At 60.1% G+C, this 18,808-nt stretch carries 19 protein-coding genes; 13 read left to right on the top strand and 6 right to left on the bottom strand.

Features of this window, described 5'->3' with window-relative positions; genetic code table 11:
- The first annotated feature begins 2 nt into the window (after window positions 1-2).
- Entirely contained in the window at window positions 3-1,490 is a 1,488-nt protein-coding gene (locus LOY31_RS22775) for a helicase HerA-like domain-containing protein (protein WP_085607021.1), read from the top strand.
- Window positions 1,491-1,500: 10 nt separating this feature from the next.
- Here the strand turns inward: LOY31_RS22775 and LOY31_RS22770 are convergent, their stop codons facing one another.
- Complete coding sequence (locus tag LOY31_RS22770; protein ID WP_007951226.1) at window positions 1,501-1,956, bottom strand: DUF721 domain-containing protein; 456 nt, start codon at window positions 1,954-1,956, stop codon at window positions 1,501-1,503.
- Between the two features lie 307 nt (window positions 1,957-2,263).
- Between LOY31_RS22770 and secA the strand changes: the two genes are divergently transcribed.
- From secA to LOY31_RS22750, 4 genes are all read left to right on the top strand, one after another.
- Entirely contained in the window at window positions 2,264-5,002 is a 2,739-nt protein-coding gene (secA, locus tag LOY31_RS22765; protein WP_127799575.1) for a preprotein translocase subunit SecA, read from the top strand.
- A gap of 122 nt (window positions 5,003-5,124) precedes the next feature.
- Complete coding sequence (argJ, locus tag LOY31_RS22760) at window positions 5,125-6,342, top strand: bifunctional glutamate N-acetyltransferase/amino-acid acetyltransferase ArgJ (protein ID WP_085606632.1); 1,218 nt, start codon at window positions 5,125-5,127, stop codon at window positions 6,340-6,342.
- Between the two features lie 62 nt (window positions 6,343-6,404).
- Entirely contained in the window at window positions 6,405-7,037 is a 633-nt protein-coding gene (locus tag LOY31_RS22755) for a glutathione S-transferase family protein (protein ID WP_221533951.1), read from the top strand.
- Window positions 7,034-7,978 (top strand): Nudix family hydrolase, encoded by a 945-nt coding sequence (locus LOY31_RS22750; RefSeq protein ID WP_221533952.1) that lies wholly within the window; start codon window positions 7,034-7,036, stop codon window positions 7,976-7,978. The genes LOY31_RS22755 and LOY31_RS22750 overlap by 4 nt, the downstream gene beginning before the upstream one ends.
- Before the next feature lie 137 nt (window positions 7,979-8,115).
- On the opposite strand, the gene LOY31_RS22745 is transcribed toward LOY31_RS22750, so the two are convergent.
- The 3 genes from LOY31_RS22745 to LOY31_RS22735 are packed head-to-tail and all read right to left on the bottom strand — an operon-like array spanning window position 8,116 to window position 11,703.
- Complete coding sequence (locus tag LOY31_RS22745) at window positions 8,116-8,700, bottom strand: cob(I)yrinic acid a,c-diamide adenosyltransferase (protein WP_221533953.1); 585 nt, start codon at window positions 8,698-8,700, stop codon at window positions 8,116-8,118.
- Window positions 8,701-8,703: 3 nt separating this feature from the next.
- The gene (locus LOY31_RS22740; protein ID WP_085745209.1) at window positions 8,704-10,740 is read right to left on the bottom strand and encodes a HAMP domain-containing sensor histidine kinase; all 2,037 of its coding nucleotides are present in this window, start codon (window positions 10,738-10,740) and stop codon (window positions 8,704-8,706) included.
- A gap of 45 nt (window positions 10,741-10,785) precedes the next feature.
- A complete protein-coding gene (locus LOY31_RS22735) occupies window positions 10,786-11,703 on the bottom strand; it encodes a putative 2-dehydropantoate 2-reductase (RefSeq protein WP_258712245.1) in 918 nt (305 codons plus the stop codon).
- A gap of 140 nt (window positions 11,704-11,843) precedes the next feature.
- Here LOY31_RS22735 and LOY31_RS22730 point away from each other — a divergent pair, with 140 nt between their 5' ends.
- On the top strand, window positions 11,844-12,329 hold the full coding sequence (locus tag LOY31_RS22730; RefSeq protein WP_007951218.1) for a YajQ family cyclic di-GMP-binding protein: 486 nt from the start codon (window positions 11,844-11,846) through the stop codon (window positions 12,327-12,329).
- Window positions 12,330-12,467: 138 nt separating this feature from the next.
- Window positions 12,468-13,307: a mechanosensitive ion channel family protein gene (locus LOY31_RS22725; RefSeq protein ID WP_064599011.1), complete on the top strand. Its 840-nt coding sequence runs from the start codon at window positions 12,468-12,470 to the stop codon at window positions 13,305-13,307.
- A gap of 124 nt (window positions 13,308-13,431) precedes the next feature.
- Here the strand turns inward: LOY31_RS22725 and LOY31_RS22720 are convergent, their stop codons facing one another.
- Complete coding sequence (locus LOY31_RS22720; protein ID WP_085606620.1) at window positions 13,432-14,778, bottom strand: OprD family porin; 1,347 nt, start codon at window positions 14,776-14,778, stop codon at window positions 13,432-13,434.
- Between the two features lie 75 nt (window positions 14,779-14,853).
- Between LOY31_RS22720 and LOY31_RS22715 the strand changes: the two genes are divergently transcribed.
- The 3 genes from LOY31_RS22715 (at window position 14,854) to LOY31_RS22705 (ending at window position 16,312) form a co-directional block, all read left to right on the top strand.
- Entirely contained in the window at window positions 14,854-15,207 is a 354-nt protein-coding gene (locus LOY31_RS22715; protein WP_127799562.1) for a hypothetical protein, read from the top strand.
- 470 nt (window positions 15,208-15,677) lie between these two features.
- A complete protein-coding gene (locus LOY31_RS22710) occupies window positions 15,678-16,103 on the top strand; it encodes an HIT domain-containing protein (protein WP_007951215.1) in 426 nt (141 codons plus the stop codon).
- A gap of 2 nt (window positions 16,104-16,105) precedes the next feature.
- Window positions 16,106-16,312 (top strand): SlyX family protein, encoded by a 207-nt coding sequence (locus LOY31_RS22705; RefSeq protein ID WP_007951214.1) that lies wholly within the window; start codon window positions 16,106-16,108, stop codon window positions 16,310-16,312.
- A gap of 93 nt (window positions 16,313-16,405) precedes the next feature.
- Here the strand turns inward: LOY31_RS22705 and LOY31_RS29405 are convergent, their stop codons facing one another.
- Entirely contained in the window at window positions 16,406-17,008 is a 603-nt protein-coding gene (locus tag LOY31_RS29405) for a cold-shock protein (RefSeq protein ID WP_007951213.1), read from the bottom strand.
- A 309-nt stretch (window positions 17,009-17,317) separates the two neighbouring features.
- On the opposite strand from LOY31_RS29405, the gene LOY31_RS22695 reads away from it, so the two are divergent.
- The 3 genes from LOY31_RS22695 (at window position 17,318) to LOY31_RS22685 (ending at window position 18,714) form a co-directional block, all read left to right on the top strand.
- Window positions 17,318-17,788, top strand: coding sequence for a Dps family protein (locus tag LOY31_RS22695; RefSeq protein ID WP_007951212.1), 471 nt, complete (start codon window positions 17,318-17,320; stop codon window positions 17,786-17,788).
- Window positions 17,789-18,031: 243 nt separating this feature from the next.
- Window positions 18,032-18,379 (top strand): ribbon-helix-helix domain-containing protein, encoded by a 348-nt coding sequence (locus LOY31_RS22690; protein ID WP_007951211.1) that lies wholly within the window; start codon window positions 18,032-18,034, stop codon window positions 18,377-18,379.
- Window positions 18,380-18,492: 113 nt separating this feature from the next.
- Window positions 18,493-18,714, top strand: coding sequence for an FmdB family zinc ribbon protein (locus LOY31_RS22685; protein ID WP_007951210.1), 222 nt, complete (start codon window positions 18,493-18,495; stop codon window positions 18,712-18,714).
- Window positions 18,715-18,808 lie beyond the last annotated feature (94 nt).

Here is an 18,808-nt window from a genome sequence, read left to right as displayed (position 1 = left end):
AAATGCCTGAATCTTCGCAACTCACAATCGGCGCCGACCTCGCCGGGCAACCGATCGCCCAGGCCATGCGCCTGGCCAACCGTCACGGACTGGTCGCCGGCGCAACCGGTACCGGCAAGACCGTTACTTTGCAGCGTCTGGCCGAGGCGTTCAGCGACGCCGGGGTCGCGGTGTTCGCCGCCGACGTCAAGGGCGACCTGTGCGGCCTCGGTGCTGCCGGCAACCCTCAGGGCAAGATCGCCGAGCGCATCGCCGGCATGCCGTGGCTCAAGCACACGCCTCAGGCGTATCCCGTGACCTTGTGGGACATTCACGGTCAGTCCGGTCATCCGTTGCGCACTACGTTGAGTGAAATGGGCCCGCTGCTGATCGGCGCCTTGCTGGAACTGACCGACAGCCAGCAATCGGCGTTGTACGCTGCGTTCAAGGTGGCGGATCGCGAAGGCCTGTTGCTGCTGGATCTCAAAGACCTGAAAGCGCTGCTCAATCACCTCAAGGACAATCCGCAGCTGCTGGGCGAAGACGCCGCGCTGTTCACCACCGGTTCCAGCCAGGCACTGTTGCGGCGTCTGGCGACGCTGGAGCAGCAGGGCGCCGAAGCGTTGTTCGGTGAACCGGCGCTGCAACTGGAAGACATTCTGCAGCCGACCGCTGACGGTCGCGGGCGCATCCATTTGCTCGATGCCAGTCGTCTGGTGCATGAGGCGCCGAAGGTCTACGCGACTTTCCTGCTGTGGCTGCTGGCCGAGCTGTTCGAGCAACTGCCGGAGCGCGGCGATGCCGACAAACCGTTGTTGGCGCTGTTTTTCGATGAGGCACATTTGTTGTTCGGCGATACGCCCAAGGCTCTGCAAGAGCGCTTGGAGCAAGTGGTGCGGCTGATCCGTTCCAAAGGCGTGGGCGTGTATTTCGTCACCCAGTCGCCGGGCGATCTGCCGGACGATGTGCTGGCGCAACTGGGACTGCGGATACAACACGGCCTGCGCGCGTTTACCGCCAAGGAACAGAAGTCCCTGCGGGCGGTGGCGGACGGCTTTCGGCCGAATCCGGCATTTGACACGTTGTCGGTGCTCACCGAGCTCGGGATTGGCGAAGCCCTGGTTGGCACCTTGCAGGAGAAGGGCACGCCGGAAATGGTTCAGCGAGTGCTGGTGGCGCCGCCGCAATCGCGGATCGGGCCGTTGACCGAGACCGAGCGCACGATGCTGATTGCCGGTTCGCCGTTCAAGGGCCGTTATGACAAGCCGATCGACCGCGAGTCGGCCTATGAAATCCTGATGGGTCGCAAGGGGCTGGCGCCGGAGGCGGAAGCGGCGCCGGGCAAACCGGCCGCTGAAGAGCCGAGCCTGGCGGACAAGGCCGGAGAATTCCTCGGCACGGCGGCGGGGCAGGCGCTCAAGTCGGCGATGCGTCAGGCGGCGAATTCGCTGGGTAAACAGTTGGTGCGCGGTCTGATGGGGTCATTGCTCGGCGGCAGCAAACGCCGCTGATCAACAAGGCTCAGGTTTTGGGTTTGGCGTGGGCGGCCAGTCGCTCCAGTGCCGCTCGCAGATTCGGATCGCTGATCCCGTCGGCGGTGGCCTGGATGGTCGCCGCCGCATCCGTCGACAGGTCGATCGTCGGCCCGCTCGCCTCGCGCTGGATGGTCGGTGGCCGCACGGCGAACTTGATCCGCGTCAGATTGGCGAACTCGTCGAACATCTGCAGTTGCCGTTGCAGACGTTTCTGCTGATAGCGCAGGCGCGTGGCCCAATGGCCGTCGGTGACAATCAGCAACAGTTCGCCTTCGCGCCACTTGGCCACGTGGCAATGTTCACGGGCGGCGGGTTGCAGTTGGCTTTCGAGCAGACGTTGCAGATGGGCCAGGCGTTGCGCATGACCGAGGATGGCTTTCAACGGCCTGGCTTCGCGTAGCAGAACGGCGGGCGCTCTGGCTGTGAGAGGGCGAAATGCCATGATCTAGGACCTGAAGTGACAGAGGCGCCATGGTAGCAGATGGCACCCATTTCACTCGCCCATTGCTTTTGTCCCTGCTTTGCCCATTAAATCAACGACTAACTTCTTTGCTGTACGGCTTGAAGTTGAGCAAAACGCCCCTATTTTAAGTGAGCCCCGTCAAAGCGCAGTGCCAGCATCGTGGAATATCCCCACTTTCCTCACCACCGTTTCCGGGTAGAATGCTCGTTCGCATGCGGCCATGAGGGCTGCACGGGCGACTCACGGGGCCGCCCTCCATCCCTTTAGTGTGGAAGATCCTGCCGATATGTTTGCGCCTTTGTTAAAGAAACTTTTTGGAAGCAAGAACGAGCGTGAAGTCAAACGCATGCTCAAGACGGTGCAGCTCGTCAATGCCTTCGAAGAGAAGATGGTCGCCCTCTCGGACGATCAACTGCGCGCCAAGACCGCAGAGTTCAAGGACCGCATTGCCAAGGGGGAGACCCTCGACAAGCTGTTGCCCGAAGCCTTTGCGGTCGCCCGCGAAGCCGGCAAGCGTGTCATGGGCATGCGCCACTTCGACGTCCAGCTGATCGGCGGCATGACCCTGCATGAAGGCCGGATCGCCGAAATGCGTACCGGTGAAGGCAAGACGCTGGTGGGTACCCTGGGTGTTTACCTCAACGCGCTGTCCGGCAAGGGCGTGCACGTTGTGACCGTGAACGACTACCTGGCCCGCCGTGACGCCAACTGGATGCGCCCGCTGTATGAATTCCTCGGCCTGACCGTCGGCATCGTGACGCCGTTCCAGCCGCCGGAAGAGAAGCGCGCCGCCTACGCCGCCGACATCACCTACGGCACCAACAACGAATTCGGGTTCGACTACCTGCGCGACAACATGGCGTTCAGCATGGAAGAGAAATTCCAGCGCGAACTCAACTTTGCCGTGATCGACGAAGTCGACTCCATCCTCATCGACGAAGCGCGTACTCCGCTGATCATTTCCGGTCAGGCCGAGGACAGCTCCAAGCTGTACATCGAGATCAACAAGCTGATCCCGAAACTCAAGCTGCACGTCGAAGAAGTCGAAGGCGAAGTCACCCAGGAAGGCCATTACACCGTTGACGAGAAGACCCGTCAGGTCGAACTCAACGAAGCCGGTCACCAGTTCATCGAAGACCAGCTGACCAGCATCGGTCTGCTGGCCGAGGGCGAGAGCCTGTACTCGGCGCACAACCTGAGCCTGCTGACTCACGTCTACGCCGGTCTGCGTGCGCACAAACTGTTCCACCGCAACGTCGAATACATCGTGCAGGACGGTCAGGTCGTACTGGTCGACGAACACACCGGTCGTACCATGCCGGGCCGTCGTCTGTCCGAAGGCCTGCACCAGGCCATCGAAGCCAAGGAAAACCTGAACATCCAGGCCGAGAGCCAGACCCTGGCATCGACCACGTTCCAGAACTACTTCCGTCTGTACGAAAAACTGTCCGGCATGACCGGTACGGCTGACACCGAAGCGTTCGAATTCCATCAGATCTATGGCCTGCCGGTCATCGTGATCCCGACCAACAAGCCGTTGGCCCGTAAGGACTACAACGACCTGGTGTTCCTGACCGCCGAAGAGAAATACGCGGCGATCGTCAACGACATCAAGGAAAGCATGGCTGCCGGCCGTCCGGTGCTGGTGGGTACTGCGACCATCGAAACCTCCGAGCACATGTCCGCATTGCTCGAGAAGGAAGGTATCGAACACAAGGTCCTGAACGCCAAGTTCCACGAAAAAGAAGCTGAAATCATCGCGCAGGCCGGTCGTCCGGGCGCACTGACCATTGCTACCAACATGGCCGGTCGTGGTACCGACATCCTGCTGGGCGGCAACTGGGAAGTTGAAGTGGCTTCGCTGGAAAACCCGACCCCTGAGCAGATCGCCCAGATCAAGGCCGACTGGCAGAAGCGTCACCAGCAAGTGCTGGAGTCCGGCGGTCTGCAGGTGATCGCCTCCGAGCGTCACGAATCCCGCCGTATCGACAACCAGCTGCGTGGTCGTGCGGGCCGTCAGGGCGACGCCGGTTCCAGCCGCTTCTACCTGTCGCTGGAAGACAGCCTGATGCGCATCTTCGCCTCTGACCGGGTGAAGAACTTCATGAAAGCCCTGGGCATGCAGTCCGGTGAAGCGATCGAGCACCGCATGGTGACCAACGCCATCGAGAAGGCACAGCGCAAGGTTGAAGGCCGCAACTTCGACATCCGCAAGCAACTGCTCGAGTTCGACGACGTCAACAACGAACAGCGTAAAGTGATCTATCACATGCGTAACACGTTGCTGGCTGCGGACAACATCGGCGAGACCATCGCTGATTTCCGTCAGGACGTCCTGAACGCCACCGTCAGCGCGCACATTCCGCCGCAATCGCTGCCAGAGCAGTGGGACGTAGCCGGTCTGGAAGCGTCGATCGCCAGCGACTTCGGCGTGAAACTGCCGATCCAGCAATGGCTCGACGAAGACGATCACCTGTACGAAGAAACCCTGCGCGAGAAGCTGATGAACGAGCTGATCGCCGCGTACAACGAAAAAGAAGACCAGGCTGGCGCCGAAGCCCTGCGTTCGTTCGAGAAGCAGATCGTGCTGCGCGTGCTGGACGATCTGTGGAAAGACCACCTGTCGACCATGGATCACCTGCGTCACGGCATCCACCTGCGTGGTTATGCGCAGAAGAACCCGAAGCAGGAATACAAGCGCGAGTCCTTCACGCTGTTCTCCGAGCTGCTGGATTCGATCAAGCGCGACTCGATCCGTGTGTTGTCGCACGTTCAGGTTCGCCGCGAAGATCCGGCCGAGGAAGAACAACGCCTGCGTCAGGAAGCCGAAGCACTGGCCGCCCGCATGCAGTTCGAACACGCCGAGGCTCCTGGCCTGGAAGCGCAACCGGAACTGGTCGGTGAAGAGGTCGATGTGGCCCTCGCCACCGCCCCGGTTCGCAACGAGCAGAAGCTGGGCCGCAACGAACTGTGCTACTGCGGTTCGGGCAAGAAATTCAAGCATTGCCACGGGCAGATCCAGTAAACCCCGTTTCAATCGCTGAAATACCCGCGCCGCGACCGGCACCAGCCGTCGCGGCGTTTTGCCATTTACACCACCGCCACTACGCTTGGCGGTGCTGACATCATTGAGTAAGGAGCGCATTCATGGCTGTTGGTCTTGGTCCTTTGCCAACGTTGCACCCGGTTGCCGGTTTTGAACTCGGTATCGCTTCGGCCGGCATCAAGCGCCCGGGGCGCAAGGATGTCGTCGTGATGCGTTGCGCCGAAGGTTCCACCGTGGCGGGCGTGTTCACGTTGAACGCTTTCTGTGCAGCGCCGGTGATCCTGGCCAAGAAACGCGTGCAGAACCCGGTGCGCTACCTGTTGACCAACACCGGCAATGCCAACGCCGGCACCGGCGAACCGGGCCTGGCTGCCGCCGAGCGCACCACCGCCAAACTGGCTGAACTGACCGGCGTGGATGCCAGCCAGATCCTGCCGTACTCGACCGGCGTGATCGGCGAGCCGCTGCCGGTTGAGAAAATCGAAGGCGCCTTGCAGGCCGCACTGGACGATCTGTCGGAAAACAACTGGGAAGCTGCCGCCACCGGCATCATGACCACCGACACCCTGCCAAAAGGCGCCAGCCGCCAGTTCCAGCATGACGGCGTGACCATCACCGTCACCGGTATCAGCAAGGGCGCGGGCATGATCCGTCCGAACATGGCGACCATGCTCGGTTACATCGCCACCGACGCCAAAGTCTCCCGCGATGTGTTGCACAACCTGATGCTGGACGGCGCCAACAAGTCGTTCAACCGCATCACCATCGACGGCGACACCTCGACCAACGACTGCTGCATGCTGATCGCCACCGGCAAGGCTGCGCTGCCGGAAATCACCCGTGCCGAAGGCGAGCTGTTCGCCAAGCTGAAACAGGCCGTATTCGAAGTGTGCATGGACGTGGCTCAGGCCATCGTGCGTGACGGCGAAGGTGCGACCAAGTTCGTGACCGTTGAAGTCAACGGCGGCGGCAATCACCAGGAATGCCTGGACGTCGGCTACACCGTGGCCCACTCGCCGCTGATCAAGACTGCACTGTTTGCGTCCGACCCGAACTGGGGCCGAATCCTCGCTGCCGTTGGTCGTGCCGGCGTGCCGGATCTGGACGTGAGCAAGATCGACGTGTTCCTCGGCGACGTGTGCATCGCCAGCCGTGGCGCCCGCGCCGCGACCTACACCGAAGCCCAGGGCTCGGCAGTGATGCAGCAGGAAGAAATCACCATCCGTATCGAACTGGGTCGCGGCGATTGCAGCGAAACCATCTGGACCACCGACCTGTCCCACGAGTACGTGAAGATCAACGCCGAATACCGCACTTGATCCCTGCCGAAGAGGGAGGTCTGCGGACCTCCTTTTCTTCTGTCCCATGAAAGGACCCGAACATGAGCCTTCACCTGATCATCGGCGACAAACTGCTTTCCTCCTGGTCCCTGCGGGCGGCGCTGGCGCTTGAACTGACCGGCGCGCCCTACACCGAAGAACTGGTCAAACTCGGCAAACCCGACACCCGTGAGCGGCTGCTGGCGCACTCGCCGACCGCCAAGGTGCCGCTGCTGAAAACCGCTCGTGGCACCGTCGCCGACTCTCTGGCGATTGCCGAATACCTGGCCGAACAGTTTCCTTCCGAGCAACTCTGGCCCACCGATATCGCCGCCCGTGCCCAGGCCCGATCCGCCTGCGCGCAGATGCACAGCGGCTTTTTCGCCATGCGCAATCACATGCCGTTCAACCTGAGCCACGACGCGCCGCTCAACCCGGTGCCGCCGGAAGTGAAGGTCGATGTCGAGCGCATGCTCGCGCTGTGGGCCGAATGCCGTGCTGTCGCGACCGAACCGGGGCCTTACCTGTTTGGTCGGGTGTCGCTCGCCGATGCGTTCTTCGCACCGATTGCCGTGCGCCTGCGCACCTATCAGGTGAAGCTGCCGGCCGATGATGAAGCCTATGTTGAAACCGTCTACCAATGGCCGGCCTTCAAGGCCTGGCAAAAGGCAGGACTGGAGGAGTTGCAGTCGTGAAACGTGTACACGTCGCCGCCGCCGTCATTCGTGACGACAGCGGCAAGATTCTGATCGCCCGCCGTGCCGATACCCAGCACCAGGGCGGCCTCTGGGAATTTCCCGGTGGCAAGGTCGAAGCCGACGAGTCGGTGCAAACCGCGTTGTCTCGCGAGCTGCACGAAGAATTGGGCATCGTCGTCGGTGCCGCCCGGCCGCTGATCAAGGTGCGTCATGATTACCCGGACAAGCAGGTGTTGCTGGATGTCTGGGAAGTCTCGAGCTTCACCGGCGAACCCCACGGTGCCGAAGGCCAGCCATTGGCGTGGGTTTCCGCCAAGGAGCTGACGGATTACGAATTCCCGGCGGCCAACCAGCCGATCGTCGCGGCAGCGCGTCTGCCCGCTGAATACCTGATCACCCCGGAAGACCTGGAAACCCCGGCTTTGCTGCGCGGCATCCAGAAGGCGATTGCCGGCGGTATCAAACTGATTCAGTTGCGTGCGCCGAATGGCTATGACCCGAAGTACCGCGATCTGGCGGTAGATGCGGTCGGCCTCTGCGCCGGCAAGGCACAGTTGATGATCAAGGGCCCGTTTGAGTGGCTGGGCGATTTCCCGGCCGCCGGCTGGCACATCACCTCGGCGCAGCTGCGCAAGTACGCGGCGGCGGGGCGTCCGCTGCCGGCAGATCGCTGGTTGGCAGCGTCCTGCCACAACGCTGAAGAACTGGCGCTGGCCGAGCAGATGGGCGTGGATTTCGTCACCCTGTCGCCGGTGCAGCCGACCCAGACTCACCCGGATGCACAGCCGTTGGGCTGGGAGCAGGCTTCGACGCTGATCGAAGGCTTCAGCAAACCGGTGTTTCTGTTGGGCGGAGTCGGCCCGGCGGAGCGCGAAAAAGCGTGGGATGCCGGGGCTCAGGGTGTGGCGGGGATTCGGGCGTTCTGGCCTGAGGTCTGATTTTGTATTGAGGCTGACGTCCCCTTCGCGAGCAAGCCCGCTCCCACAGTTGAGTGCATTCCAACAGGAAGAACTCGGTCAACTGTGGGAGCGGGCTTGCTCCGGGCGGCGTTCCGACGAAGGCAGTTTGTCAGGCGCTACTTTTCTGTGGGTTTTGCTGCCGGCTGCCACAGGATTTCTGCAACACCCTGGCGCCGGGCGATCAGTCTGGCCGCCACAAACAACAGATCCGACAAGCGATTGATGTACGCCAAGCCAACCCCGGCCAACGGTTCGATCGCATTCAAATGCTGGCAACGACGTTCGGCACTGCGCGCCAGGCTGCGGCAGACATGCGCTTGGGCAATCAGCATCGAACCGCCCGGCAGAATGAAATTCTCCAGCGGCCCCAATTCCTCGTTCCACACATCAATGGCCGCTTCCAGCCGTTCGATTTCTGCTGTGTTGAGTGCCTGATATTCCGGCATCGCCAGCTCACCGCCAAGGTCGAACAACCGATGTTGGCAAGGCGCTAACACGTCGATCAATTCATTGAGCCCGGGGCAGGTTTCGCGTTCGGCGATCAATCCGGCCAGCAGTACGCCGACCTGACTGTTCAGCGTATCGACCTCGCCAATGGCCTCGATGCGCGGGTGATCCTTGGGCACCCGGCGGCCGTCGCCGAGTCCGGTTTCGCCTTTGTCGCCGGTGCGGGTGTAGATCTTCGACAAGCGAAAGCCCATGGTTTACCTCGGTAGTTGATTGGTTTCGGCGGCGATGGGTGCCGGTTGCGCCAGTGGCAGGCGCAGGGTGAAGCAGGTGCCTTGCCCCGGCGCCGACTGCACTTCCATCTGCCCTTTGTGGTTGTTGGTGATGATGAAGTACGACACCGACAGCCCGAGGCCCGTACCCTGGCCGATCTCCTTGGTGGTGAAGAACGGCTCGAAGGTGCGCTTGCGCACGTTCTCGCTCATGCCGATGCCGTTGTCCTCGACCTGAATCTCGGCCCAGGGCGGATTGAGCCGGGTGCGCAGAGTGATCCGTCCCGGCTCGCTGTCATCTTCGCGCTGGTGGATCGCCTGCGCGGCGTTTTTCAGCAGGTTGAGCAGCACCTGTTCGAGTTCATTGGCGGTGCCGGGCACCGGGCCCAGCGCCGGGTCGAACTGGCGAATGATCGCCTGGCCCTTGAAGTCGAAGCCGATGGCCAGGTCGAAGTCGTTGCCGGCGATTTCCACGGCTTGATCGATCAGGGCCGGCAGGTCGCACGGCGCCATCTGGCGGTTGCTGCGGCGGCTGAAGCTGAGCATGTGGGTGACGATTTTTGCTGCCCGGGCGCCGGCCTGCTGGATGCCGTCGAGCAGTTGCGGGACTTCCCGGCCTTGAAGGTAACGGTTCACGGTATCGAGTTCGATGCCCAGTTGTTCGGCCTGTTCGAGGTTCTTCGGCAGGTCTGGCGACAGACGTCGGCGAATGTTCTGCACGTTGTGCAGGATCGCCCCCAGCGGGTTGTTGATCTCGTGAGCCATGCCGGCGGCAAGGCCACCCACGGAAAGCATTTTCTCCGACTGCACCATCATTTCTTCCAGCGACAGGCGCTGGGTGATGTCGTCGATCCGGATCACCACGCCGCGTCCGGCGCCGCCCATCAACGGGTAGAAGGTGAGGGCGTAGTGCTTGGGCTCGTCGTCCTTGAACCACGTCACCCGCTCGATTTTCGCCACTGTGTGTTGCTCGACGGTCTGCTTGAGTTGCGGCAGGAACGGCTTGAGCGGCTCGAAGGCGAGGAAGATCGGCTGGTTCAGCGCTTCGTCCAGCCGTGTACCGGAAAGCGCGCTGGCCTCCTGGTTCCACTGCGTGACATAGAGCTGTTCATCGAGGGCGATCAGCGCCGAGGGCATGGAGTCGATGATGCTGTTGAGGTAGTTCTGGAACCCGGTGAGTTTCTTCTCGATCTTGCTGCGCACCTGGACTTCCAGTTCCAGCTTGCGATTGGTGTGGCGGGTTTCTTCGGCCAGACCCTGGGCCTGATCGTAAGCCGCCTGGGAATCATCGCGGGCGCGCTTGAGCTGCTGCTCCCGGGCCTCGATGCGCGAAAGCATGGTGTTGAATGCCTCGGCCAGACTGCCGATTTCGTCATGGTTGCCCCGAGAGGCGCGCAGGGCGTAGTTTTCCTCGCGGGTCACCTGGCGGGACAGTTCTTCCAGCTGATGGATGGGACGGGTGATCAGGCGCTTGATCTGCCGGGCGATGACCAGCCACAGCAGCACACTGAAAATCAGGATCCCCAGACTGGCCGTGAGTGTGCCGGTGTAGAACGCGACTGGCAGCTCGCTGCTGGCCACCAACAGCAGGTGGCCCGGCGCAGTACCGGGGCGGGGCAGGGTGATGAGTTGATTGCTGCGAAACTCGGTCAGTTGCCAGGCTTCGATGTGCCGGTAGCGTTCCGGCAGTTTGAGTTTGTCGCCGTGCTGCAACTGCGCCAGACGTTCGCCTTTGCCGTCATATAAAGCGGCGGCACGCAGCGGGGAATAGCTGTCGAGCTCCTTGAGCAGGCGTTCGGCGCTTTGCGGCGACTGCAAGGCTTCGGCCACCAGACTCGGGTTGGACACCAGCCGGCCGATGGTCTGCAACGCCTGGGGCGCCATGCTTTCCTGGGAAATGTAATAGGCGGCGCTGATAAAGGTCAGGTTGGCGACCAGCAACACAGTGGTCAACAGCACCAGCAGAGCGGCCAGCAGTTTCTGGCCGACCGGCAGGTTTTCGAGACGCTGGCGCAATGGCATCAGGTTTATCGCAGCAAAGGAACAAGTGGCCAGCGTAGCCGCTGCTCAGTCGACGGGCAATCCGAGACTGTGCAGATGAGCGGTCAGTCGCTGTTGCAATTGCTTCAGATGCGGCAGGTTCAACTGATGACGCTCTGCAACCTTGCAGGCATGGCCGAGCAGATAGCTGATTTCGGTGCGGCGCTGGCTGGCCACGTCCTGGTACATGGACGAGAAGTTCGCTGCCGTAGCCTGGATCACCCGTTCGACTTCCTGTTGCAGGTTGTCCGCCGCGGCCGGTTGCCCGCAGTTTTCGAGCAGCTCGGTCAGTTCGCCGCACAGGGTTGCGACTTCGCAGTGATGCTGCTGCAAGCCGCCGTTGCGGCAGTCGTGCAGCACCGTCAGCGGATTGATCGCACAGTTGAGCGCCAGTTTGCGCCACAGGCGGGTGAGGATGTCGGCGCTCCATTCATGGGGGATTTTCGCTGTCTCAAGGTCGTCCAGCCAGATCGGCGCCACGGGATGGCCGGCGTCGCCCAGCCAGGTGTAGCCATGGCCGGCGAATACCACGCGCCAGTCGCCGTCGCGAAACGCGCCCTCGGTGCTGGAGGCGCTGATGCAGCGGGCCTGCGGGACTTGTGCGGCGACCGCTTCCTGGCTGCCGAGGCCATTCTGCAAAAGAATCAGTTCGGCGTCCGGTGCCAGGCGATGAGCAAGCCCGGCCACGGCCGCTTCGGCGTCGTAGGCCTTGCAGGCCACCAGCAGGCGACGGATGGGGCCGGGACTGTCCGGGGTTTCACCGGGGATTGCGTAACTAGTGGCCACGCCTTGTTCGACGAGGGTCAGGCCGCCCGCCGTTGCATAGTCGTGCAGGCGGTCGATGTCGCGCAGGATCAGCCGGACCGGCAATCCGGCCCGGGTCAGACGCGTGGCCCAGAGCGTGCCGAGACTTCCGGCGCCGAGGACGTGCCAGGGGGTGGACATCAGTTTTTCACTCGGTAAGGTACAGGCATGCAAGGCTCGCCGTGTCGGTGGGAAAAGACCCGTTATAATGAGCCCGATTTTAACCGCAAGCCAAGCGCGCCGCGTCCCGTACGAGCGCGCCTTTTTATTGGAGAGATTACATGCCGTCGTTCGACGTGGTATCCGAACTGGACAAACACGAACTCACCAACGCGGTCGAGAACGCCGTGAAGGAACTCGATCGTCGTTATGACCTGAAAGGCAAGGGCAGCTTTGAATTCAAGGAAAAGGACCTGACCGTCCACCTGACCGCTGAAGCCGATTTCCAGCTGGAAGCGATGATCGAGATCCTCAAGCTGGCCCTGGTCAAGCGCAAGATCGACGTGCAGTGCCTTGAAGTCAAAGACTCCTTCGCTTCGGGCAAACTGATGAAACAGGACGCCGTCCTCAAGGAAGGCATCGACAAGGAGCTGGCGAAGAAAATCGTCGGCCACATCAAGGAAGCCAAGCTCAAGGTGCAGGCCGCCATCCAGGGCGAGCAGGTGCGTGTGACCGGCAAGAAGCGTGACGACCTGCAGGAGGCCATCGCGGCCCTGCGTGCCAAGGAATTCGGCATGCCACTGCAGTTCAACAACTTCCGCGACTAAGCTTTTCGGTCGGGAACCTCTCGGCGTTTAAAGCGTCCGAGGCCCAAGCAACGGCAGAAACGATTGAGCCCTTTAAGGCCCGGTCTTTCTGCCGCTGGTTTTTTACAGCCCGGGAAGCCGGCAATCAGGAGATAAAAGATGGATTTGAATGCTGAGGTGGACAACCTGGTCAAGGCATCCCAGGCGTGGATTCCGATGATCATGGAATACGGCAGCCGTGTGTTGCTGGCGGTGATTACCCTGGCCATCGGCTGGTGGCTGATCAACAAGGTCACGCAAAAGCTCGGCGGCCTGCTGGCCCTGCGCAATGCCGACCTGGCACTGCAAGGTTTCATCAGCAGTCTGGCCAACATCATTCTCAAGGTGCTGCTGATTGTCAGCGTGGCGTCGATGATCGGCGTCGAGACCACCTCGTTCGTTGCGGCGATCGGTGCGGCCGGCCTGGCTATCGGTCTGGCGTTGCAGGGCAGTCTGGCGAACTTCGCCGGCGGCGTGCTGATTCTGCTGTTCCGTCCGTTCCGTATCGGTGACTGGATCGAAGCCCAGGGTGTGGCAGGTACTGTCGACAGCATCCAGATCTTCCACACCGTGCTGCGCACCGGTGACAACAAGACCATCATCGTCCCGAACGGCAACCTGTCGAACGGCATCATCACCAACACCAACCGTCAGCCAACCCGCAAGGTTGTGTTCGACGTAGGTGTGGATTACGAAGCCGATCTGCAAAAGGCCCGTCAGGTGCTGCTGGATCTGGCCAAGGATGAGCGCGTGTTGCAGGATCCGGCACCTCAGGCCGTTATTTCGACACTGGGTGACAGTTCGATCACTGTTTCTCTGCGCGTGTGGGTTAAAACTGCGGATTACTGGGATGTCATGTTCATGTTTAACGAACAATCCCGTGATCGTTTAAAGACTGCTGGCATTGATATTCCTTTTCCGCAACGAGTGATTCGTGTGGTTCAGGAATCGGCAGTGTAATGATAGGTTGCTAATTAATTGCCTGACTTATCGGTCAGGCATTTATTACAAGTGACAGGCAATAAAAAAGGCCCATCCGAAGATGGGCCTTTTTTGTTTTGTTACCGCAACTAACTCGGTGCGATTACAAAAGCGACAGCGGGTAGTCGACGATCAGACGGAACTCTTTGGTATCGCCTTCACCTTCGTCGGCGTTAGCAAAGTGCCAGGCTTGACGAATACGGAAGGACAGGTCTTTGGCCGGGCCAGACTGAACTACGTATTTGGCTTCGAAGTTGGTTTCGTTGTGCTTGCCATCTTCGCCATACAGACCAGCGTAGGCGCTGCCTGCTGGAGTGTGGGTGCCGTCGATGTCCCAGCCTTTAACGTAGCGGGTCATGAAGCTCAGACCCGGAACGCCGTACTCGGCCATTTTGATGTCGTAACGGATCTGGGCAGACTTCTCGCCCGGGGCGTTGAAGTCAGAGTACTGGATGGAGTTGGCGAGGAAGATCGAGTCGCCGCCACGGTTGTTCTTGCCCACGCCGATGTAGTCGAACGGAGTGTCGCCGTTGACCTTCTGGAACGCCAGGGTGATGGTGTGCGCTTTCAGGAACGAGAGAGCGGTGGCCAGGGAGAACGCGGTGTTGCTGATGTCACCGGCTTTCGCGCTACCGGTGTCGGTGGTGCGATAGATGTTGAAGTCGGTGTTCAGCGAGGTGTCACCACCGAACGGAGTGGTGAGGTTCACGTTGGCGTAGTACTGGTTCCAGATGTCTTCCAGTTTGGCGCCGTAGAGCGATGCGCTCAGGTTTTCGGTGATGCCGTACTTGCCACCGAAGTAGTCGATGGTGTTGGCTTCAACGCCGGCGTAGGTCGCGTACAGACCGCCTTCACGGGAGTTGCGGTCCTGGCTGGTTGCCGAGTAGAAGTGACCGGCTTCGAGGTCAAGGTCTTTGATCTCGCTGCTCTGCAGTTGGAAACCGCTGGCAGTTTGCGGAAGGATACGGGAGCCGCCGACAGCGAATACCGGAGCGGTGCTAGGCTGCATGTCACCGATTTTCAGCTCGGTTTTCGAAACGCGGAACTTGATGGCAGCGCCGGCTTTGCCTTGGCTGTCGTCAGGGTCGCGGGAACCGTTTGCATTGAATTCGTTGCTGCGGCTCATGTTGCCGGAGCCGCTGGTGCCGGCGCCGCCGTCCAGTTTGATGGCCAGGTAGCCGAATGCATCAACGCCGACGCCAACAGTACCTTGGGTGTAACCGGAGCTGAAGTTGCCCCAGATACCCTGGGTCCAGTCTTTTACGTCACGGGCACCGTCTTTGTTGTCACGGTTGAAGTAATAGTTGCGAATCAGCAAATCAGCTTTCGCGTCTTCAACAAAGCCTTTGGCTTCAGCCTGGTCACTTACGAACGGTGCGGCCGTAGCCATCTGAGTACTGGCTGCTGCTGCAACTGCCAGTGCGATCATGCTCCACTTCATCACGCGCATCGTGATTTGCTCCTTTGGTTTTAGAAGAGTACTGCCGTCCCACCTGTTTTATTATCTGGGCGGCTCTTTCTTTTTGTGTCGGCGCAAACTTATATCACGCCGACCATGTTGGCGATACTTGCGAATCCAACCTTTCAGCTTCTTTACGAGCGTGTCGCAAACGGCTTGGTAGATGTCGCAAATTTACAGTCCAAATGCAATGGGACTGACAACTTCAGCGCTGTTTTACAGAGCTTGAGCATCGGTAAAAAAGAGTCCCTTGGCAAAACGCTTGAATCTCCATCGGGCAACCCTGCCACTGTTTTTATGGGGCTCAAGGCATCCACTTCTTGTGGTGCGCTTATAGTCCATATGGGTATGAATGCAACAAGCGTGCACAAACCGCTGAATTGTTCCGGTTTTTTTCAAGGTGCTCGTTTGACGCTGTAAAAACCTCACAAAACCGGGGGCTTCGAGGGGCTTTCAAACAGGCTTGACGCCATCCTTCGCATGGTGTTGCTCCCTGAAAGTCGCAGCGCGACAACCAAAAACGTTACCGGTTCACCCCGTCGGTGAGTATTCGGCGGATGCCCGACGCACTGAGCGTAGACGCACTGTGCGGTTTTGGTGCAAAAAAATTCAAAGGCTGTACTGAATTCATACAGTTGGGTCGCTGGATGAACGTAAACGCTGAGGTGTGAGCGGGTCATTTTGCTCGGTTTATTCGCATTGCCGGTTCCGTCCTGGTGCACGCGAGGCATAAATGTCACATCCCGGAGCGTGGAGGCATTCTTGCGGCAACGCTGTTCGTCGTGAAGCTCACTCCAATCGCAGGTATGCTGCCGTCCAGTCGCTTGGCGCAGCGCATTCACAGCGGGGCGCTAAGCTGAAAACAGGTCATTTCGCCGGGAGTGCGCGCAGTGTTTGCTTTAGATCCACGACTTCAACAGGACACGCTGACCATCGGCGATTTCCCGCTTTGCCGATTGCTGTTGTCCAACGACGCCAACTACCCGTGGTTCATCCTGGTGCCACGCCGCGACGATATCAGCGAGTTGTTTCAGTTGGATGTCGCCGACCAGCAGCGCTTGTGGGAAGAAACCACGGCCCTGGCCGAGGTGCTCAAGGACTCCTTCGACGCCGACAAGATGAATGTCGCGACCCTGGGTAATGTGGTCAGCCAGATGCATATGCATGTGATCGTGCGTAAACGGGATGACGCCGCGTGGCCGGCACCGGTCTGGGGCAAACATCCCGCCAAGCCTTACAGTGCCGAGCAAGTGGCCGCGATTCGCGAGCGCCTGCGTCTGGTGCTGGACGAAGAATTCACCTTTCTGGAGGGCTGATCATGAGCCTCGAGCAACGCGTTACCGAGCTGGAAAGTCGTCTGGCATTTCAGGATGACACCATCCAGGCATTGAACGATGTGCTGGTAGAGCAGCAGCGAGTGGTCGAGCGTCTGCAATTGCAGATGGCAGCCGTACTCAAGCGCCAGGAAGAGATGGTGGGGCAGTTCGGTTCTTTCGAAGAAGACGCACCGCCGCCACACTATTGAGAAGTGCGCGGGCAGGCTCCCGTGAAAAACGCACCCATTAAAAAACCGCGAACAGCCAGGCTGTTCGCGGTTTTTTTATTGCGTGGACATGGATCAGCGACGCGGCAGGGCGGCGATCACGTCCTCGGCCTGCAGGCCCTTGTCACGGTTCATCACCGAGAACTCCACACGCTGGCCTTCGACCAGAACGCGGTGGCCTTCGCCACGGATGGCGCGAAAGTGCACGAAAATATCATCGCCGGAATCCCGGGAGATAAAGCCGAAGCCCTTGGAGGTGTTGAACCACTTGACGGTGCCGGTATCGCGGTTGCTCATGTCGTAGCTTTGCGCGGCGGCGGCCGGGGAGGATTTGTAGAAGCTGACGGCCAGGTGCAGAACCACGGCGACCAGTGCGATCACCAGGCTGAACAGCACGGCTGGCTGGCCGGCGATGACAGGCATCGGCGCGATCAGGGTCAGGGTTTGCAGGACAACGGTCAGGACCAGCAAAGCGCTGACCAGGTTTTGCAGATGCTGGCGCGGACCTTTGTTCCAGTAAGGGATAACTGGCGCAAGGATCAGGTTCAGCAGGCCGAAAAAGGCCAGGTAAAGTGCATCGGGTTGTTGCAGGTAAGGTACCGCTTCGGACTTCAGGCTGGGTATGAAGGACAGCAGCAAGGCTGCTGCGCCCATTAGCAGGTGGACGATTTTCAACATTTTTATTGACTCACGTTATGACGGCTCACAAGGAAGAGCTGAAGGCGCACGGTTCGCTTCGGAACAATAAAGAGGCGTTGGACACGTGCCCGGCATCAGCCTATGCGCAGGCCCGGAAAACGGGGCGTAGCGACACACTGCCTATTTAACAGCAAAGCCTGCGGCTACTCAAATCACGCCGGCCAGCGGCAGCGTGTGGGGCGATTTGTCGCTTCTATCGGGTCGATACGGGGGCTGCGATGCGAGGGAGGCCTTGCTACAGTGAACCGACACCTGCTGGATGAATTCAATCGCCGTTAGGGGGTAAGCATGGCAATCGATATCGGTATCAGTGAAGAAGACCGCAAATCCATCGTCGAAGGGCTCTCGCGCCTGCTGTCGGACACCTACGTGCTGTATCTGAAGACTCACAACTTCCACTGGAACGTCACCGGGCCGATGTTCCGGACCCTGCATCTGATGTTCGAGGAGCAATACAACGAACTGGCCCTGGCGGTGGACTCGATTGCCGAACGGATCCGGGCGCTGGGCTTTCCGGCGCCGGGCGCGTACGCGACCTATGCGCGCCTGTCTTCTATTAAGGAAGAGGAGGGCGTGCCGAGTGCCGAGGACATGATCAAACAATTGGTCGAGGGGCAGGAAGCGGTCACGCGCACGGCGCGGGGGATTTTCCCTCTGCTGGACAAGGTCAGTGACGAACCGACAGCCGACCTTCTGACCCAGCGCATGCAGGTTCACGAGAAAACCGCGTGGATGCTTCGCGCACTGCTCGAGGCCTGATGACGGAAAGCGCACGGATCCTTCGTTCGTGCGCTTTTCTCTTTTTTGCCCGGAAAAATCATTCGCGACGGTAGGAAACAAGGAAGACGACCCGCCGCTCCATGATCCTCCGTATCGCGTTGGCTTATCCTACGTGGATGGTCAAAAAGTCATCTGGATCTGCCTTTGCACCTGCGCTTTTAATGAGGTCACAGGAACTCGCCTTGATCACAGGCGCAGAAATGGCAAAGGAGTGTCAGCGATATGGAAGGTGGAGACAGGCGAGGCGACATTGCTGTCGGTTTGCAGCAGGACAGATTCGGGGAGCCGTTTCTCGGCGGGTTCGACATGGCGTTGACTCGGCCGCTGTCCCGATCGGTACGCTTGAACGGGTTCGCGACCTGCATGCGGCTGGAGCAGGTTTACTGGAACATCCTGGGCCGGATGGCCGAGGACAATTGCTGTTCGGTCGGCACGTTGTTGTCCCGTGTCGATCGTGAAGTTCACCTGCGCCATGGCGGGGTGAAAAACTTCAGCGGTCTGGTGCGGGTGGTGTGTGTGGTGCATGGCCTGCGGGATTCTCCGGGGATGCACGACGCGGGTTGTCACTGACAAGACGGCCTGTGCAGTCTTCCGGCTGCACAGGCCGCATTTAATGGATATAATCCCGCTCTTTCGCCGCACAGCCCTGCGTGTGCTGGCAATCTGATTGCCGAGACAACCCCATGCCGATGTACGATTACCAATGTGCTTCCTGTGGTCATCAGCTGGAAGCCATTCAAAAGATCAGCGACGCACCACTGGTCGATTGCCCTGCCTGCCAGGCGCCGGAACTCAAGAAGCAGCTGTCGATGCCGGGCTTTCGCCTCAGCGGCAGCGGCTGGTACGAAACCGATTTCAAGACCGGCGCGAAGAAGAATCTGGCCGGTGGCGACAAATCTGACTAGGGTTCAAACCCAGGTCGAACGACACGCGCGAGTTTCCACACGTTGCACATTGCTTGAGTGCAGCGGGATCTCCACCGAATTTCGAATTACGAGA

This window comes from Pseudomonas sp. B21-021, from assembly GCF_024749205.1.
Lineage (GTDB): Bacteria > Pseudomonadota > Gammaproteobacteria > Pseudomonadales > Pseudomonadaceae > Aquipseudomonas > Aquipseudomonas paraglycinae.
Note: the sequence above shows the minus strand (reverse complement) of the source record. Positions and strands in the feature narration are given on the sequence as shown.

Coding starts and splice junctions, on each gene's coding strand:
- LOY31_RS22685 (WP_007951210.1), top strand. CDS start 18,493: ATGCCGATGTACGATTACCAATGTGCTTCCTGTGGTCATCAGCTGGAA.
- secA (WP_127799575.1), top strand. CDS start 2,264: ATGTTTGCGCCTTTGTTAAAGAAACTTTTTGGAAGCAAGAACGAGCGT.
- LOY31_RS29405 (WP_007951213.1), bottom strand. CDS start 17,008: ATGTTGAAAATCGTCCACCTGCTAATGGGCGCAGCAGCCTTGCTGCTG.
- LOY31_RS22725 (WP_064599011.1), top strand. CDS start 12,468: ATGGATTTGAATGCTGAGGTGGACAACCTGGTCAAGGCATCCCAGGCG.
- LOY31_RS22755 (WP_221533951.1), top strand. CDS start 6,405: ATGAGCCTTCACCTGATCATCGGCGACAAACTGCTTTCCTCCTGGTCC.
- LOY31_RS22735 (WP_258712245.1), bottom strand. CDS start 11,703: ATGTCCACCCCCTGGCACGTCCTCGGCGCCGGAAGTCTCGGCACGCTC.
- LOY31_RS22730 (WP_007951218.1), top strand. CDS start 11,844: ATGCCGTCGTTCGACGTGGTATCCGAACTGGACAAACACGAACTCACC.
- LOY31_RS22690 (WP_007951211.1), top strand. CDS start 18,032: ATGGAAGGTGGAGACAGGCGAGGCGACATTGCTGTCGGTTTGCAGCAG.
- LOY31_RS22740 (WP_085745209.1), bottom strand. CDS start 10,740: ATGCCATTGCGCCAGCGTCTCGAAAACCTGCCGGTCGGCCAGAAACTG.
- argJ (WP_085606632.1), top strand. CDS start 5,125: ATGGCTGTTGGTCTTGGTCCTTTGCCAACGTTGCACCCGGTTGCCGGT.
- LOY31_RS22695 (WP_007951212.1), top strand. CDS start 17,318: ATGGCAATCGATATCGGTATCAGTGAAGAAGACCGCAAATCCATCGTC.
- LOY31_RS22775 (WP_085607021.1), top strand. CDS start 3: ATGCCTGAATCTTCGCAACTCACAATCGGCGCCGACCTCGCCGGGCAA.
- LOY31_RS22705 (WP_007951214.1), top strand. CDS start 16,106: ATGAGCCTCGAGCAACGCGTTACCGAGCTGGAAAGTCGTCTGGCATTT.
- LOY31_RS22720 (WP_085606620.1), bottom strand. CDS start 14,778: ATGCGCGTGATGAAGTGGAGCATGATCGCACTGGCAGTTGCAGCAGCA.
- LOY31_RS22770 (WP_007951226.1), bottom strand. CDS start 1,956: ATGGCATTTCGCCCTCTCACAGCCAGAGCGCCCGCCGTTCTGCTACGC.
- LOY31_RS22745 (WP_221533953.1), bottom strand. CDS start 8,700: ATGGGCTTTCGCTTGTCGAAGATCTACACCCGCACCGGCGACAAAGGC.